Source organism: Chryseobacterium sp. (genome assembly GCF_019236175.1).
Lineage (GTDB): Bacteria > Bacteroidota > Bacteroidia > Flavobacteriales > Weeksellaceae > Chryseobacterium.
In genome coordinates this window covers 47,333-64,806 of record NZ_JAFAJM010000023.1, presented here as the reverse complement: position 1 = coordinate 64,806, position 17,474 = coordinate 47,333, and the positions used below count along the sequence as shown (strand labels likewise).

The window sequence follows — 17,474 nt, the reverse complement described above, 5'->3', positions numbered from 1 at the left end:
GAATGATTTTTACGGTATTATTTTTACTCTTTATTGAGGTGTTTTTTTCTTCTCTTTTGCAATTTCACTTGTAACCCAGTCTAGCTGCGGATCTTTATTATCAATGATATCCTGCATGTTTTCACTGATTGTGATATCAGGAGTTACGCCCTTTTTATTATCCTGAAAGCTAATGTTAGGCTGTACTAAAAGTAATCCGATAGGAAATCTGATTTTAGTATTGGGAAGCTGCTGATAGGAATAAAATCCTGCTACGGTTCCATCATTGGCACCTCCTGTTTCTTCACCTACCAATGTGGCTCTCTTATCATTTTTAAGTTTTGCGGTAATGATTGAAGAGGCAGAAAAACTTCCCCCGTTTATCAGCACAAAAACTTTTCCGTGAAATGCTGCTTTATTAGGTTTTGTAGGCTTGTCTACCTTCATTTTATAGAATATCTTGCCGTCTTTTTTATAAGTACTGAAAGCCTGGGCAAAAAAGTAACTCGGATAAGCGATGCTTTTGAATGCATATTCCAAAGGGGCACTCTTTCTGAAATAATTAGTTCTTAAAGGAGCCGTCTTTGAAGTCACCTGAGAAGGCTTTATCAATGTGAAGGGTTCATCCGCAAGATAAGAATACAGATTGTTGATCTCATGCAGTGAGCCTCCGTAATTGTTACGGACATCAATAATAAGGTATTGGGATTTTGCATTTTTAATTGTAGCAAAAGTTTCCTTGTAGAACTGATCCGAATAATCTCTGGAAAAGCTTTTTACTTTTATATATGCAACAGAACTGTCTTTATCCAGAAACTTGAAAGTTCTGTTATAGGAGTTGCTGGAAGCCACATAATCATTGATTTTCTTTTCCTGAGTTCTTTTCTGGGATTCCTTATCTTTTTCAAGATCCGTTTCTGATTTGGATTCTCTGCTTAATGTATACAGACGTTTTTCACCATTGTAAAAGGTTTCAATGGTAGCTGTATTTGAAAGGCCGTGTTCCGCAGTATAGAAATTAAAAAATAAATCCTTTAAAAAATAAGAATGGAAAGTCGTATTATATCCGTCACTGCTGATCAGGCTTTTATATTTTTTAATATATTCTGAAACAGGAGTGTTGTTGATCTTTAAAATTTCAGTTCCGGGTTGTATATTTTCTATAGAATCTTTATTCTGAACAATATACATATGGTCTCCGCTGATGTAATATTCAAAACGGCTGAATAAACCTTTTGTATGTTCAAATTTTTTAATCTCTTTCTTTGTGAATTTTTTTCTTGGAATTCTGAGAGAAAGATGTCCTTCCCGAATGCTGGCAATAACAGGCTGGAACTTAAAATAAAACTGAAGCGGAGTGAGGGGTTCGGTGATGGTTTGTTTAAGGCTGTCAAACTTATGGTCCAATTCCTCTTTGGGAATATACCAGTAAAGCTGAGGGTGCATCTGTTGCAGTTTTGAATAGGCATAGTCAACATCTTCTTTAAGCTGTTCCGGCGGAATATAGGAGGCCCGCTGCTCGTTATGTCTTTTAATAGAGGCACATGACGAAAGCACAGCTAAAAGAAATATTACCGAATAATTTTTCAATTTGATTTGAGTTTTTTTAAGGTGCTAAAATAAAAAGATTAAAATTAATGATCACTTAAATGAATAATAAATTTTCCGAAATACATTATAAATTTAGTTAAAAAGAAGATCCGGATAATTTATATTTTCATTTAAAGCCAAAAGTCTATACATTTGATATTTATTTTTGCAAATGATATATTGGATTATTACCACTGTGCTGGTATGGGTTGCCCTTTATTTTATAATAATCAACGGGAAAGCATTTGGAGCCATACCAAAGGGCAAAAGGCTGGAACGTATAAAAAAATCAAAGCTGTATAAAAATAAAAAGTTTCAGAATATCAGCCATACTCCCTCGATAGCAGAAGGCTATAAAATGTCAAAAGTGACCTATGATTTCTTTCTGGGTAAAAAAGATCCATTGCTTAAACCATTGAAAGAGATTCCATCCCTCCATACGGATTTAAAAAATATAGATAAAAACAAGGATGTATTCATTTGGTTGGGACACTCATCCTATTATTTACAGTTGGATGGAGTTTCTTTTCTGGTAGATCCTGTACTCAGTCAGTATGGTTCACCATTTAAATATTTTAACAAAGCCTTTAAAGGGGCAGATATTTTTAAACCTGAAGATATTCCGCAGCTGGATTATCTGGTTATTACCCATGATCATTTTGATCATCTGGATTATCCTACAGTGAAATCTATTCAGGAACGGACAGGGATGGCAATTGTACCATTGGGAGTAGGAGCACATCTGGAAAGATGGGGATATCCGGAAAGTAAACTGATAGAAGAAGAATGGGGAGCAGAAGCTGAACTTAAAAATAATATAAAAATCACTTTTACACCGGCAAGACACTTTTCGGGAAGAAGAATCAGACAAAATGATACACTTTGGACTTCTTATGTTTTGGAAACTCCTGCAAAAAAAATCTTTTTAGGTGGAGACAGCGGTTATGACTCCCATTTTAAAATGATCGGAGATCAATATGGCCCTTTTGATTATGCCATTATGGAGAACGGGCAGTATGGCGAAGCGTGGAGGTACATCCATACTCTGCCGGAAGATGTTATTCAGGCAAGTATTGACATTAATGCACAAAAAATTATCCCGGTTCATGCTGCAAAATTTGCTCTTGCCCTTCATCCATGGAATGAGCCTTTGCAAAAAATAACAAGCCTTGCAAAAGAAAAAAAACTACAGATTCTTACCCCGATAATTGGAGAAGTGGTTAATCTGAATCAAACAGATCAGCAGTTCAGTACCTGGTGGGAAGACTGATTATGCATGCCAGATATCTTTATATCTTCTGGGATGATTTTCAAATTGTTGACGAACAAAATCACATTCAGGATCTACAAGCAAATCTTTTTCTTCCGCATAGCGTACCAGCTCATCCAATAGTAATTTGGCATATCCTTTTCCTTCGCGCTCTTCATTAAGCTTGGTGTAATATACAATAAGTAATCTCCCGTCAACCTCTATGGACATATAGCCTACTTTCTCACCATTAATAAGCAGTTGCAATTCATCCTGATATGGAGATACCTGAAATTTTATATTTTCCATAATATTAAGATTTGGTTGATTAATGACTTATAACAGAGGTGCTGAAAAGCAATCTCTCCTTTAAAATTACAAATTTAATTGATATGAAGCGATATGTTTTGGTAATCTTAACGAATTTTATAATATATGTTTATTACCATTAGAAGAGCGCTTGGTTTATTTAATAAAAAAACAGCATAATGTTTAAGAAATAAACAGAACAGAATTTATCACTTTTCTATAATTAAATGTAATATTTCTGATAAAACTGTAGAAAATATTTAAAAGATAATCAATGATTTATGATTTTCTTTAACAAATATTGGCAATTACAATTCAGAATTGGCACTTTAATTGACTCTGTCAATATGTTTAATTTTAAAGGGGAAAATGAAATGAAAAAGTTTTTGTTAACAGCATTTTTAGTAGGTACTTTCGGCCTCAGCTATGCGCAATCAGATTATTATAACGATTATAGAAGAAGTATATCAGATGTAAACTGGCAAACGGTAATCGCTGATCTGTTACTTTCTACAACGCAGGCTAACCAGGTTTATGCTTTAAATAACAGATATCGTGATTATAATTCTTTTAACAGGGTATATGTAGTAGAACCCGGAAGATGGAGAAATGACCGATATTCTGAATTGGAAAGGATTCTTGGTAGAGAAAAATATATTGTATTTAAAAAGAGATACTACAGAGGAGAAAATCCTGTGATTATTTATGGTAGAAATAAAAATGATTTTAAGAAATATCGTAAACAACAGGAAAAGTACTATAAAAATCAGGAAAAATATTATAAAAAACAATATAAGCATGGTCGTGGACATGGACACGACGATGACTGGGATTAACCATTATCAACTATATATATTCACTTTAAACGGCTGACACTAATGTCAGCCGCTTTTATTCATCACATAAAAACGATTATCAGTATATTTGTTTGAATTTTATAATTTTGAAAGATGGAAACCAATGAATCACTAAAAGGCTTTTATGAAAGAAATGCTTCCAGTCTGGGACCACAATGCCTCAATACTCACGGCCTGGGGCATTTCAATGTGTTTTCCCGGGAATATTGTGCGCCGCTGGCTCCTTACAGCAGGAGAGATTATTATAAAATTTCATTAATTATAGGGAAAGGAAGACTTCATTATGCCGATAAATGGATTGAAGTAGATCGCCCCGCCCTGTTATTTTCAAATCCTGTAGTTCCGTATTCATGGGAATCTGAGGATGAAGACCAGAAAGGCTGGTTCTGCTTCTTTACAGAACAGTTTCTACAGAACGGAAGCAGGCTTGGCAACCTTCAGGATTCGCCGCTTTTCAAAATAGGCGGAACTCCGATTTTTTTTGTTGAAGAAGAACATCAGAAGATACTTTCGGATCTTTATCAAAAAATGATGACTGAGATTCAGTCAGATTACGTTCACAAATATGATATGCTCAGAGCGTATTTATACCTGATGATTCACGAAACCATGAAAATGCATCCGGCAGAAAGCTTTGAACCGTATCAGAATGCTTCACAAAGAGTAGCTTCCTTATTCATGGAGCTTCTGGAAAGACAGTTTCCTATTGACAGCCCGGAAGCTTTTTTAAAACTGAAGACTCCTAATGATTATGCCAGAAGCCTTTCCATTCATGTCAATTCTTTAAACCGTTCCGTGAAAGAGATTACCGGAAAAACAACCAGTCAGCAGATTACTTCAAGACTGATTCAGGAAGCTAATGCATTACTGAAACATACCGACTGGAATATTGCTGAGATTGCTTATGGACTGGGATTTGAAGAGCCTGCCTATTTTACCAATTATTTTAAAAAACAAACGGGAATTACCCCCAATGCTTTAAGAACGAATCTTGTTTGAATTTTATAATTCTTAGTTTGAATTCTATAGCATAGATGCTTTTTTCTTGTCCTAATTTTGTCATGTAAAATTAAAATCAAAACCATCATGAAATTTAAAAAATTAGGAAACACAGATGAACAGCTATCCGCTGTCGGATTAGGATGTATGGGAATGAGCTTTGCTTATGGCCCTACGGATGAACAGGAAAGTATCAATACATTGCACAGAGCATTAGATTTAGGTGTTAATTTTTGGGATACGGCAGATATGTATGCTAATGGAGAAAATGAAAAACTGATCTCTAAAGTTTTAGTTCCCAACAGAGATAAGATTTTTATTGCCACAAAATTCGGATTTAGATTTAAAGACGGTAATGCAGGACACAGTGGTGCTCCGGGAACCTATTTTGACGGATCTCCGGACTGGATCAGGCAGGCTGTGGATTTAAGCCTTCAGCGATTAAAAATAGATACGATTGATTTATACTATGCTCACAGAATCGACCCGAATATACCCGTAGAAGAAACAGTAGGAGCGATGGCGGAGCTGGTAAAAGCTGGAAAAGTAAAATACATCGGACTTTCAGAAGCTTCTGCTGAATCAATCAGGAAAGCTAATAAAATTCACCCCATCACCGCTTTGCAGTCTGAATATTCAATTCTTACCAAAGATATAGAAAATGAAATCCTGCCAACCATCAGAGAGCTCGGAATCAGCTTAGTACCTTATTCTCCGTTGGCGAGAGGACTCTTTGCCAATATCAATGACGTGCAGAATTTTGGAGATGATGATTTCAGAAAGACACTGCCACGCTATCAACAGGAAAATATTGATAATAATACCAAACTGGCAAAAGAAATTAACGATTTTGCTGCATCAAAAGGGGTTAAAGGAACCCAATTGGCTTTAGCTTGGGTGCTGAACCAGGGAGAAGACATCATTCCTATTCCAGGAACCAAAAGAATCAAGTATCTGGAAGAAAATGTGGCAGCCGCCAATATTGAACTTTCTCAATCAGATCTGGATACCATTGATACTATTCTTAAAAAGTACCCGAATGTAGGAGAAAGATATACGGAAGGCTCAATGAAGCTGGTTAACAATTAAAAAAAATACATACTAACTGAGTTCCTGAATGATCGCTGGAGCTCAGTTTTTATATATAAGACAATGAAGAAGGTATTGAAATGTAATAAAAACTATAGAATCACAAACTAAAAATATGAACAGAAGAGAACTATTAAAAAACGGGCTGTTGGCAGGAATATTGAGTTTGCTCCCGTTTTCCGGTCTGATGGCGGAAACCAAAACAATTCCCGGTAAAATTGAAGATGACTTATCAGGGTATAAAAAAATTAAGCTGGGAGAACTGGACTTGTTTATTCTGACTGACGGATACATCCGCGAAACAGATTTGAATTCATTTGCGCCAAGAGGAAATGCTTCAGCTTTGAAAGCTATTCTTAAAGATCATTTCAGACCTGAAGATTATATCGATCTTGCTATGAATATTCTACTCGTTAAAACCAACGATAAACTGATTTTATTTGATGCCGGAATGGGAATTTTTGCTGATGAAAGAACAGGCTTTTTATTAAAAAGTCTTGAAAAAGCAGGCTTCTCACCCAAAGATATCACCGATGTTTTTATTTCTCATGCCCATCCGGATCATATAGGCGGAGTCGTGGATAAACAGAATAACCTTGTCTTTCCTAATGCGGCGGTCTTTCTTTCAAAAACTGAATATGATTTCTGGATGAAAGCTTCCCTTAAAGATTTTTATAATAGCGCTTTACAAGCTAAGCCGGAAGTATTAGATCAGATTATTTCCGCACTTCAAAACGTATTGAAAACCATTCAGCCGAAATTGAAGTTCTATGATCTGGATGCTCCGTTATATGATTATTTCAGCTTTCAGCTGGCTCCGGGGCATACTCCCGGATTAACAGTTACTACCATTACTTCAGGAAAAGAAAAGCTTGTTTATATAGCAGATCTGATTCATTCTGATGTTATTCTTTTTCCTCATCCGGACTGGGGCTTTTTCGGCGATACGGATCTGGATATTGCCACATCTTCCAGAAAAAAACTTCTTCAGCAGCTGGCTGAAACAAAAACCAGAGCACTGGCCTGCCATTTACCGTGGCCCGGATCAGGATTTACAAAGAAAAAAGGAAATGCATTTGAATGGTTCCCAGAGAGTTTTATGAATTAGATCCGCAAGAGATCAATAGAAGTACAGGCTTTGACTAAAGCTGATCTTAATACGATGAGCTTTTAACCATGAATGCACGAATTAATCAGGTATAATTCGTGCATTTATAGTGTTAAGAATAATCCTTCAGATTCTAAAGAAACTCGGTTGGCTCTGCTATGCTTCCCCGAAAATCAACTCCGGTGAATATAATTTTCTGAACATCAGATATGTCAGCGAAAGAGCAGAGAGTGCTATGAGTGCATCGATAGTGGCCGGAAACCCAAGTACCACAATTTTTGAAAAAAAAGCAAAAATAATATCGAAAAACATTCCTGCAAACACCCATTCCTTTAATCTCAGTAATCGGTTGGAAAGAAGTAAAACCAAAACACCCGAAAGCTTAAAAACACCCAATATGTAAATGAAATGAGGCGGATAACCCAGCTGTCGGGTAATATCCCATACAACAGGATTTTGGGTAAGTTCAAAGAAGCCGCTTGCTCCGAACCATAATGACATAAAGATCACTCCGGACCAGTAGATGATTTTTGTTGTTTTTGTTTTCATTGTTGTATTGTTTTAATGGTTAATAAAAAAATTAATGAAATGAAGTTTTTGATGAACCCAGGATTTCTCCGGTTTTAGAATTCTGAACAAAGGCAATGACCTCCCAGTTATCAGTTGAAAAATTTTCAGGGATTTTAAATGATGAATGACCAGTCTGCTGCTTGTTTAGTACAATCTGCTGTTGTTGGTGAACGATTTGCCAGTGCTGCAGATGGCGGCCTTCATTTTCGCCTCTAGCGACATGAGTGGAAGATTGTTTCTCAACCAGATTAACAAAAAGAATATTTTTAGCATCAGCGGAAGGAACATCGTATTGTACGCTGATTTCATTTTGAGAGATTTTGGCTGAAAGATCTACCTTCATGCTTCTAGCATTAAATAAAGCTTTTTGAATAGCATTTTCCACAGCATGGGTATCGGAACCTACAAATTCGGTTTTTCCATTGACAACCAATTGTGGGGTATACAACTGTGAACCAAGTATACGGCTGTATTGTTGCTGTCTTTGTGAATTTTCAGGGCTGCTGAATCTGTCTTTCCATCCGAGACGGTTCCAGTAATCAACATGATAGGAAAGAATGTATACGGGTTCATTCCTGTATTTTTTTTCTATCTGTCCCATCAGGTCATCTGCAGGAGGACAGCTTGAACAGCCTTCTGAAGTGAAGAGCTCCAATATGGCAAACCCATTGCTGTCCAAAGCTGAAGATAGTGGTTTTTCCGATGACTTCTCTGTATGTGCGAATGCAAATGCTGCAAATAATAATGAGGTGAAAGCCCCGACTGTGATTAAGTTTTTAAGTATCATATCTTTTAATTTGATTCAAAAGTAGATACTTTGTGATCCTGAAAGAATACAAAAAGGGTTCAACCGGACAAATGCAAAGGTGAACCCTGAAAATATAAATGGTAAAATTTTTAGTGAAAAACAGTTATGGTCTATCTGTCTTCCAGCCAGGTAAAGAAATTATGTGTTTTTTCTTTATTGATGAGAAGTTTTTCGGGAGTATCAACAATGAGTTTGACAAGTATTTTGCGCTGAAAATAATGTTCCATTTCCTTGATAGCCTTGAAGTTGACCAGGTATTGTCTGTTGACCCGGAAGAACTGTTTACCGGAAACCTGCTCAGCAACCTGTCCGAGAGGCTGAGTAAGCTGAAACTGCTCCTTGCCAAAAGTTACCAGATGGGTAATTTCATTATGGATATAAAAATAAGCGACATTTTCCGTAGGAATAGTTGTGTATTTCTGGTTTTTAAAAACAAGAAAGCTGCTTTTTCCTTCCGGCTGATTTATTTTCTGTAAAAGAAGTTCCAGATCGGGTAATTCATTTTTCTGAAAGAATTTTTTTAATTCATCTACTTTTCTGAGAGCTTCTGCGATATCTTCCCTCGAAAAAGGTTTTAAAACATAGTCAACTCCTTTGCTTTTAAAGGCATCAAGCATATATTGGTCAAAAGCTGTACAGAAGACAACAGGGCAGGTGATCTCTATAGCTTTGAAAATTTCAAAAGATAATCCGTCTGAAAGTTGAATATCCATAAAGATAAGATCCGGTTTTATATCTTTTGATAAAGCTTCGATACTGGTTTCAATGCTGTCGTAGACTCCCAGAATACGGGAATCCGGTTTTAAATCTGAAATAAGGGTCTGAAGGGCTTTTGCCGCCCTGAATTCGTCTTCAATGATGATGATATTCATGGATCAATGGTAGTTTTATCTGAAATATTTTTTCGTCTGAATAAATAAGAATGTCTTTTTCCAAAAGATGCTTATAGCGCATTTTAATATTGTCTAGCCCTACACCCAGAGAGTCTTCCGGAACCATTTTACGCTGCACAGGATTTTCAATAATGAGTTGGTCCTGAGTATTGTAGATTTTTATATGTAAAGGTTTGCTCTGTGAAACCACATTGTGTTTAATACAGTTTTCAACCAGAAGCTGAAGGGTAAAGGGAGGTATAAGACTCTCCAGGGCCTCTTTTTCCAACAGGTTGGTGAATGTAATTCCCTCTCCGAAACGTGCTTTCTGGAGAAAGAGATAAGCATCCACGATTTTCATTTCTTCCTGAACACCGATCAGATCAAGTTTTCTGCTTTCAAGTGTGAAACGATAAAAATCTGAAAGTTTAACAATGAAATCTACCGTTTCCTCATCATTCGTTTCCGCCATTAATTTTAAGGTGTTCAGACTGTTGAACAGAAAATGGGGATTGATCTGCTGTTTGAGCAGTTCATACTGAGCTCCGAGATTATCACTTTTAACTTTTTCCAGTTCCAGCTGAATCTGTTGACCTGTGTAATTATTCTGAAGCAGAGTTAAAAACATATAGCAGACAAGGTTGATCAGGATTCCCCTTACTTCCACCATCAGCATCACCGGGCCGAAATTGATATGAGAAAGAATCAGCTGCTGGATCCACGCCAGTCCGAACATGATTACCATCCCGAAAGCAAGAATAGCCATCAGCTTTGAATAAGAAATATGTTGGCTGCGTTTTCCTGCTGTTTTGTTCAGCATATAAATATTAACATACCACATGATAATAGAAAATGCAGCGGTAATTGCTGAATTTACAATAGCTTCTTTCCAGTTGAATTCGTGAGAGGCAAGCTGGGGTACAGAAGATAAAATGCCCAGAAAAACGGAACTTATCCAGATGACAGCCTGCGAAATTTTTATTTTTTGCTGTTGCATAATCGAACTGCGAATTTGAAGATGTTAAATTAATCCTTTTAATTGATAAAAATAGAGAATAATATCATGGCAAATAGTGAATCTGCAGGCTTTGTCAAATTTTCGGCTATTTTCACCACTGACTTGTTTCCGCGGGATTCACTATTGATAAACAATAATCGTAAGAACATTCTGAGTTATGGTCTCATAACAGGATGATAACTCATGAAATACGATATTCTTTCTTCCTTGTTGAATGCTGATTTTTGAGAGGTGGTATTTTGTATTTGATAAGAAACTTTTCCTTTGCCATCAGTCTGTACGGTTTCAATACTTACCAGTTCACCGGTGATTGTTCCTCCTATATACTGAGGGTTGTCATGATAACGCCAGGTAACCAGTTTCATTATTGCTCCGGCTTTTGGGGTATGACCTTCTTCAGACAGGGATTCCATAGCTTTTTCATTTCCGTATAAAGCACTCATGGTTTCTTTTTTCGGATTGAGGGATGTGGAAATGAATTTCAGATTCCCGGAATTAAAAATAAGTCGTGCTAATCCTTTATCAGTCGTATTTTCTTTGTTACAGGATACCAGCGAAATCAAACTTGTAAGCAGGATTAATAGGCTATTTTTCATTTTTTTGTAGGTTTTGAATTAATTGTTGGGTATTGACTTTCATAGGAACATCAAACAGGTATCCTGTTTTCTCTGCAAGTTGTCTGTGGCAGGCAATGCATGATTCTTTAGCAAAAGATGCAGATTTTCCGGTAGGATGCAGATCATTTCCCGAGAATTTTGCAAATCCCCAGCCTTCGGTATCTTTATATTTTCCGGAATCCTTTACCATAAACTGAGCATTGATAAATTCTCCGGCCCTGATTTCTCCGTCAGGTAAAGTCTGTTGTTTCCATACGGATTTTACGACAATACTTCCGTCAGGCCATGGATGAAAATTTTCTGTTTCAACAGCTTTTACAGCAATGTCATTTCCATAAATAACCCGGATTGACTGGTCGAAAAGAGTACTCATACTGATCACTTTCCAGTTTTTAAAATCATCTGTGTATTGAATTCCATTAGGAGATACCGGTACCTTGGGAAGAGCAGCGTTAATTTCATGGTCAGTATTTTTGTTTTTTGAGTTATTACCGGTATCAGATAAAGAAAGGGTATATTTTCTGATGGTTTCAACTTCCTTTGGGGTGATTTTAGCAGAAGGATGAAGAATAGTGTATTCGTGAAGAGGCATCTTACCGCTTTGCATCATATTTAAAATAGCATACATTTTTCCTTTATGCTCAGCTGGAGAAAGCTTGTCCCATTCTGAAAAATTAAGGACTTCCCGGGCCCTTTTTACATCCTTATTCACGACCCATGAGAGGGGAGCAATTTTATCATACCAGCTTAAGTTGGGTTGATTGGAGTGGCAGTTGAAACATGAATTTTCAAGAATGTTAATCACTTCACGCGGGGCTTCGATTTTTTGGGTTGCCGGTTTCCCTTCTAAAGGCTGGCTGAATATTTGAAGCCCTCCAAAGATTCCCAATATAGCAAGGAAAACTATTGCAATAGGATTTCTTTTTTTTGTGGTATTCATATGAGTATTGTTTTATTTTCTGATTCAAAAGTAAATCAGCTCCGGATGTTCTGGAACAGAATAAAGGCTAAGCCGGACAAATCAGGTGGTGAATCAGGAAATTAGAAGGCTGAAAACTCAGCAACACAATAAAAATACCGGTAATCAGGAAATTACCGGTATAGCATAGGATGATGGCTTATAAAGTGATTCCGCCATCAATGATTATTTCTGTACCGGTTAAAAAACCTGATACACTGTCATCGGAGAAATAAGTAACCAATTTGGCAACCTCTTCGGCAGTTCCCATTTTCTTAAGGGGAATCTGCTCGATGAGATGCTTGTTAAGGTTTTTCAAACTCTCTTCATCCAGTCCTGCTTTGCTCATAATTTCTGTTTTAATAGGACCGGGACTTATGATATTTACCCTGATTTTTCTCGGAGCGAGCTCTGCTGCAGCTGTTTTTGCCACCGAGTTTAAAGCAGCTTTACTGGCCTGATACACGGAACTGTTAGGTTGATAAGTAGAAGAAACAATAGAAGACAGGAATATCACCGAAGCTCCGTCATTCAATAAAGGAATCAGTTGACTCAATGTGAAATAGGCTCCTCGGAAATTGATGTTCATTACCTGATCGAAATTATCGGCATCCATATTCTCAATTAAAGTAAGATTTCCCGTAATGCCGGCATTAATAAATAAAATATCAATTTTTCCAAACTGTTTTTCTACTTCATTTTTTAATATTTCAATATCATTAAGGTCGGCCTGATCCGCTGTAAAGGGAATGGCACCCAATTCCCGGGCTGCTTTTTCTACAGCTTCTTTCCTTCTTCCGGTAATGATCACCGTTGCACCCTCTGAAATAAGCTCTTGCGCTGTGGCATATCCGATCCCGCTGTTGCCACCTGTTATGATCGCGAGTCGGTTACTGAATTTTTTCATTGTTTAAATTTTTTGACAAAGTTATTTCATATTGATATACTTTTGTAATCAGTATCATAGAGTATACCAGTATCATTAATGATATCAATTAACTTTGCCATATGGAAAGAGATCAGACAGAAGAATTAAGAGCGCTCCAGGACACCCTTTATTTTATCGGGGGAAAATGGAGAATTCCCGTGATCAATTCACTTTGTAACGGAAACCGCCGTTTCCGTGAGATTGAAAGAAGTATTCCCGGAATTACTACAAGAATGCTTTCAAAAGAACTGAAAGATATGGAACTGAATAAACTGGTAAAACGCAGCGTTTATCCTGAGACTCCCGTTTTAATAGAATATGAACCCACTGAATATTGCAGAACTTTTGGTGCTATTATTCAGGAAATGATTAATTGGGGACGGGAACACAGAAGGATAATCATAGAAGACAGGTAAATATTTAATGTCCGATTGCTAATGAGTCAGTAAACAAAAAGCCCCTTTTAAAAAGGGGCTTTTCTATATATCAAAAATCAGAAATTAGATTCCGTCAATGATTTCATTTAAAACGGTGCTTGGTCTCATGGCAGCGTATGTTTTGTAAGTGTCAGTTTTGTAGTAACCGTCAATATTTTGTGGTTTACCTTGAGCACCAATTAATTCTGCATTGATTACCGCTTCATTTTCTTGCATAGCCTGTGCAATCGGAGCAAATTGAGCCGCCAGTTCAGCATCAGCAGTCTGGCTAGCTAAAGCTTCAGCCCAGTACATTGCTAAGTAGAAGTGAGATCCTCTGTTGTCGATTTGTCCTACTTTTCTTGCAGGAGACTTGTCTGTAGCAAGGAATTTGGCGTTAGCTTCATCCAGTGCATCAGCTAATACCTGAGATTTAGTATTTCCCTGGGTTTGTGCTAAATGCTCTAAAGAAGCTTGTAGCGCAAGGAATTCACCAAGAGAATCCCATCTTAGGTATCCTTCTTCTAAGAATTGTTCAACGTGTTTAGGTGCAGAACCTCCGGCACCTGTTTCAAATAATCCTCCTCCGTTCATCAACGGAACAATAGAAAGCATTTTCGCAGAAGTTCCAAGCTCAAGGATTGGGAAAAGGTCTGTTAAATAATCTCTTAATACGTTTCCTGAAACGGAGATTGTATCTTTACCTTCTCTTGCTCTTCTAAGCGTCTCAGTCATAGCGTCTTTTACATCAAGAATTCTGATGTCTAATCCTGTAGTATCGTGATCAGCAAGATATTTTTCTACTTTTTTGATGATTTCTCTGTCGTGAGCTCTTCCTTTGTCTAACCAGAAAATAGCAGGAGTATCAGATAATCTTGATCTGTTTACCGCTAATTTTACCCAGTCCTGTATTGGAGCATCTTTAGTCTGACACATTCTGAAGATATCACTTTTTTCTACTTTCTGAGAAAGAAGAACATTGCCGGCTTCATCCTGAACTTCTACAGTTCCGTCAGCAGATAACTGGAATGTTTTGTCGTGAGATCCGTATTCTTCAGCTTTTTGTGCCATTAATCCTACGTTCGGAACAGATCCCATAGTAGTAGGGTCTAATTTTCCGTGAGCTTTCATATCATCAATGACAGCCTGATAGAAACCTGCATAAGAACGATCCGGAATTATAGCTACTGTATCTTCTTCATTTCCGTCTTTGTTCCACATTTTACCTCCGCCTCTTACAAGAGCAGCCATAGATGCATCAACGATAATATCAGAAGGTACGTGGAAATTAGTAATTCCTTTATCAGAATTTACCATTGCCACTCTTGGCCCATCAGCAAGCGCTTTTTCAATATCAGCTTTAATATCAGCTTCCTGAGTATTTCCTTTAATTTTTTCGAAAAGATCAGCAAGACCGTTATTAGGATTAATATCTAAAGACTTGAAAGTCTCGGCATATTTTGTAAATACATCTCTGAAAAACGTTTCTACGATAGCTCCGAAAATAATGGGGTCGGAGATTTTCATCATCGTAGCTTTAAGGTGAGCAGAAAGAAGGATATTTCTTTGTTTTGCTTCCTCGATAGCTTCCTGAACAAATGCTTTCAGTGCATTTAAGTTCATTACAGAAGAATCAATGACTTCACCTGCCTGAAGACCTGCAAAATCCTTTAATACAGTTTCAGAACCATCATTTCCTTTGAATACGATTCTGTATTTGGTAGCATTTTCTAATGTTGTGGAAGTTTCTGTTCCGTAGAAATCACCATGATTCATGTGTGCAACGTCAGTTTTGCTGTCAGAAGCCCAGTCACCCATTCTGTGCGGGTTTGCTTTTGCATAGTTTTTAACAGCTTTTGGAGCACGTCTGTCAGAGTTTCCCTCTCTTAATACAGGGTTTACAGCACTACCTAATACTTTTGCATATTTAGCTTTGATTGCTTTTTCCGCATCATTTTTAGGTTCTGCAGGGTAATTAGGAACGGCAAAACCTTTAGCCTGAAGCTCAGCGATAGCTGCGTCCAATTGTGGTACAGAAGCTGAGATATTGGGTAATTTGATAATGTTAGCGTCAGGTTGAGTAGCCAGTTGGCCTAATTCTGATAAAGCGTCACCGATTTTTTGATCATCTTTTAAAAACTCAGGAAAGTTTGCTAAAATTCTTCCTGCCAAAGAAATGTCCGGTACTGCAATCTCAATATTTGCTGATTTAGTAAAAGCTTTTACAATAGGTAAAAACGAGTGAGTAGCCAACATTGGAGCTTCATCAGTAAGTGTGTAATAGATTTTTGATTTGTCTGACATTATACTGTTATTTTTTATTTGAAATTTTAAGTCCCACAAATTTACTAAATATGATTGTTTTATTTGGATATTTTGAATAAAAAAAGAGGCTGTTGCCTCTTTAAATTTATATTTCGGTTATCGTATAAGTTCCTGTTGCATCAAAATTAATTGTAAAGGTAATTTTATAATTCTTCGGAGTCGCAGAAGTATTGGGAATTACAATAGGAACTCCATCTAAATCTAAACTTCCGTCCGCTAAATTGTCACCTAAAACTTCAGACTGGTATAAGTTTATCCTAAATGAAGGCGAGTAGTTGGTAACCCCGTGAGCTTCAATTGTAAAAGTGTTGGTGGCGACATTATAAGTGGCTGGGGTCAATTGTGGGAAATACCCATATACAGAGGAGAAAACCAGCTCAGGAGCAAAGTTGGTTATCTGAGCGGCAAATGAATCAAATGGATTAGCCAGAGAATAGGGAAGGACATATATTGAATAAAAACCATTAGAATTGGCCATATAACTGCTTCCGTTAGGAACCAATGTGCCCATTCCGTCAGCACCATATACCTGGGCAGATGCATTTTGCTGATTAATAAATTTAATTTCTGTTTGTGCAGGAAGATACATATAGCCGCTTCTTCTGTAAATGTTTGATTGTCTTAATAATTTTGCGGTGGCAGGATTAAAAGAGTTATACGAACCATATACATACAATTCAGGAGGCAAAGGAGTACTGAAGGCGGAATAAGGCATGTTCAGTGTCCCGAAGTCATTTACATTTAAAGTATAATGGGTTCCGTTGGGAGAGACTAATGTTATTCCCTGACCTGGGCCTGTTACTACTGTTTTACTCACTTGGGAATAGGGTACACTCATTAATTGATTGACCCCTACATTTACATAATTGGTACCTCCCTGAGGATCTAGTTCTACTTTTACAAATTTCGGATTTGTTCCCCAGTTGATATTGGTGAAACTCCCTGTTAAAGATGTTCCCTGGCCGATATTAAGGTTTACCAATCCCTTTGAATTTGTGGTTTTAATATGATTTTCCGCATATAAGATTGCTCCTGTTGCTGTATTATCCAAAATACTTACTTTTAAGGAGACATTTCCATTAGCTATAGGAGTACCGGACGAATCAAAGGCAATGGTTTGATACGTATAAGCCTGAGGAACCTGTGTACTGAATAAAGAGGCTATAAATAAAAGAATAGAAGTATAAATTTTTTTCATGTGGAGATAGTTTTTAAGGTTTTTTCATAATTTTAATGGGCTGGATGCCGGAATTTTGGAATACAACCAGATACATTCCCTGAACAAGATGCCTTAAGTCCAGTTTTCCCGATTCTAATTTTGTTTTTACAACCAGCTTTCCTGAAAAATCATAGATTTCGACATCTTCAATTTTTGACCTCGAGCTGAGTTGTATATAGATAAAATCTGATGTAGGATTGGGATAAATCTTAATTTTATCTTTTTCAATTTCAGAAACTCCAAGAATTTTTAAAACAGATTGATACAGCATTCCCATAGTTCCTGATCCGGTCTGATCCGGGTCAGCAGGAATTACATAAATTTCACCGACTGAATAGGCGAAGTTGTTTGTAGAAACCGCTCCGGAATTAATATTCCCAATCACAGACTGGGAAAAACCGAATAAAGGTACTACGAGAAAAATAAGAATTAATTTTTGTCGCATGGTATTAGTTTAAGAATAGCGAATATAACTGAAATTTGCATATAACTGAGTGATGGTACTGAAAAACAGATATATTTTCACTTTAAGAATTATTTAACCTTTATTAGATGGGAAAATT

18 protein-coding genes are annotated in these 17,474 nt (G+C 36.9%); 6 read left to right on the top strand and 12 right to left on the bottom strand.

Annotation, left to right across the window (positions count from 1 at the left end; all coding sequences use genetic code 11):
- Window positions 1-30 precede the first annotated feature (30 nt).
- Window positions 31-1,569: a S41 family peptidase gene (locus tag JO178_RS19645; RefSeq protein WP_291939606.1), complete on the bottom strand. Its 1,539-nt coding sequence runs from the start codon at window positions 1,567-1,569 to the stop codon at window positions 31-33.
- A 172-nt stretch (window positions 1,570-1,741) separates the two neighbouring features.
- Here JO178_RS19645 and JO178_RS19640 point away from each other — a divergent pair, with 172 nt between their 5' ends.
- Complete coding sequence (locus tag JO178_RS19640; RefSeq protein WP_291939603.1) at window positions 1,742-2,839, top strand: MBL fold metallo-hydrolase; 1,098 nt, start codon at window positions 1,742-1,744, stop codon at window positions 2,837-2,839.
- On the opposite strand, the gene JO178_RS19635 is transcribed toward JO178_RS19640, so the two are convergent.
- A complete protein-coding gene (locus tag JO178_RS19635; protein ID WP_291939600.1) occupies window positions 2,840-3,127 on the bottom strand; it encodes a GNAT family N-acetyltransferase in 288 nt (95 codons plus the stop codon).
- A gap of 374 nt (window positions 3,128-3,501) precedes the next feature.
- Between JO178_RS19635 and JO178_RS19630 the strand changes: the two genes are divergently transcribed.
- The 4 genes from JO178_RS19630 (at window position 3,502) to JO178_RS19615 (ending at window position 7,180) form a co-directional block, all read left to right on the top strand.
- Window positions 3,502-3,963, top strand: coding sequence for a hypothetical protein (locus JO178_RS19630; RefSeq protein WP_291939597.1), 462 nt, complete (start codon window positions 3,502-3,504; stop codon window positions 3,961-3,963).
- 114 nt (window positions 3,964-4,077) lie between these two features.
- A complete protein-coding gene (locus JO178_RS19625; RefSeq protein ID WP_291939592.1) occupies window positions 4,078-4,983 on the top strand; it encodes a helix-turn-helix transcriptional regulator in 906 nt (301 codons plus the stop codon).
- Between the two features lie 87 nt (window positions 4,984-5,070).
- The gene (locus tag JO178_RS19620; RefSeq protein WP_291939589.1) at window positions 5,071-6,072 is read left to right on the top strand and encodes an aldo/keto reductase; all 1,002 of its coding nucleotides are present in this window, start codon (window positions 5,071-5,073) and stop codon (window positions 6,070-6,072) included.
- 115 nt (window positions 6,073-6,187) lie between these two features.
- Window positions 6,188-7,180 (top strand): MBL fold metallo-hydrolase, encoded by a 993-nt coding sequence (locus tag JO178_RS19615; protein ID WP_291939586.1) that lies wholly within the window; start codon window positions 6,188-6,190, stop codon window positions 7,178-7,180.
- A gap of 156 nt (window positions 7,181-7,336) precedes the next feature.
- Here JO178_RS19615 and JO178_RS19610 read toward each other — a convergent pair whose 3' ends face one another.
- From JO178_RS19610 to JO178_RS19580, 7 genes are all read right to left on the bottom strand, one after another.
- A complete protein-coding gene (locus JO178_RS19610; protein WP_291939583.1) occupies window positions 7,337-7,729 on the bottom strand; it encodes a DoxX family protein in 393 nt (130 codons plus the stop codon).
- A 31-nt stretch (window positions 7,730-7,760) separates the two neighbouring features.
- Window positions 7,761-8,537 carry a DUF1223 domain-containing protein gene (locus JO178_RS19605; protein ID WP_291939579.1) on the bottom strand — a complete coding sequence of 259 codons (777 nt, stop codon included), beginning with the start codon at window positions 8,535-8,537 and terminating at the stop codon, window positions 7,761-7,763.
- A 131-nt stretch (window positions 8,538-8,668) separates the two neighbouring features.
- Window positions 8,669-9,430: a LytTR family DNA-binding domain-containing protein gene (locus tag JO178_RS19600; RefSeq protein ID WP_291939577.1), complete on the bottom strand. Its 762-nt coding sequence runs from the start codon at window positions 9,428-9,430 to the stop codon at window positions 8,669-8,671.
- Window positions 9,411-10,427, bottom strand: a complete 1,017-nt coding sequence (locus tag JO178_RS19595; RefSeq protein WP_291939574.1) for a sensor histidine kinase — start codon at window positions 10,425-10,427, stop codon at window positions 9,411-9,413. The genes JO178_RS19600 and JO178_RS19595 overlap by 20 nt, the downstream gene beginning before the upstream one ends.
- Before the next feature lie 176 nt (window positions 10,428-10,603).
- On the bottom strand, window positions 10,604-11,044 hold the full coding sequence (locus JO178_RS19590; protein WP_291939571.1) for a hypothetical protein: 441 nt from the start codon (window positions 11,042-11,044) through the stop codon (window positions 10,604-10,606).
- Entirely contained in the window at window positions 11,034-12,005 is a 972-nt protein-coding gene (locus tag JO178_RS19585; protein WP_291939568.1) for a heme-binding domain-containing protein, read from the bottom strand. The genes JO178_RS19590 and JO178_RS19585 overlap by 11 nt, the downstream gene beginning before the upstream one ends.
- Window positions 12,006-12,183: 178 nt before the next feature.
- The gene (locus JO178_RS19580; protein WP_291939565.1) at window positions 12,184-12,930 is read right to left on the bottom strand and encodes an SDR family oxidoreductase; all 747 of its coding nucleotides are present in this window, start codon (window positions 12,928-12,930) and stop codon (window positions 12,184-12,186) included.
- Between the two features lie 101 nt (window positions 12,931-13,031).
- On the opposite strand from JO178_RS19580, the gene JO178_RS19575 reads away from it, so the two are divergent.
- Complete coding sequence (locus tag JO178_RS19575) at window positions 13,032-13,367, top strand: helix-turn-helix domain-containing protein (protein ID WP_291939562.1); 336 nt, start codon at window positions 13,032-13,034, stop codon at window positions 13,365-13,367.
- Between the two features lie 84 nt (window positions 13,368-13,451).
- Here the strand turns inward: JO178_RS19575 and JO178_RS19570 are convergent, their stop codons facing one another.
- The 3 genes from JO178_RS19570 to JO178_RS19560 all read right to left on the bottom strand — a co-directional run bounded on the left by JO178_RS19570 (window position 13,452) and on the right by JO178_RS19560 (window position 17,356).
- Window positions 13,452-15,671: an NADP-dependent isocitrate dehydrogenase gene (locus JO178_RS19570; RefSeq protein WP_291939560.1), complete on the bottom strand. Its 2,220-nt coding sequence runs from the start codon at window positions 15,669-15,671 to the stop codon at window positions 13,452-13,454.
- A gap of 106 nt (window positions 15,672-15,777) precedes the next feature.
- Complete coding sequence (locus tag JO178_RS19565; protein WP_291939556.1) at window positions 15,778-16,890, bottom strand: hypothetical protein; 1,113 nt, start codon at window positions 16,888-16,890, stop codon at window positions 15,778-15,780.
- A 13-nt stretch (window positions 16,891-16,903) separates the two neighbouring features.
- Entirely contained in the window at window positions 16,904-17,356 is a 453-nt protein-coding gene (locus JO178_RS19560; protein ID WP_291939553.1) for a T9SS type A sorting domain-containing protein, read from the bottom strand.
- Window positions 17,357-17,474 lie beyond the last annotated feature (118 nt).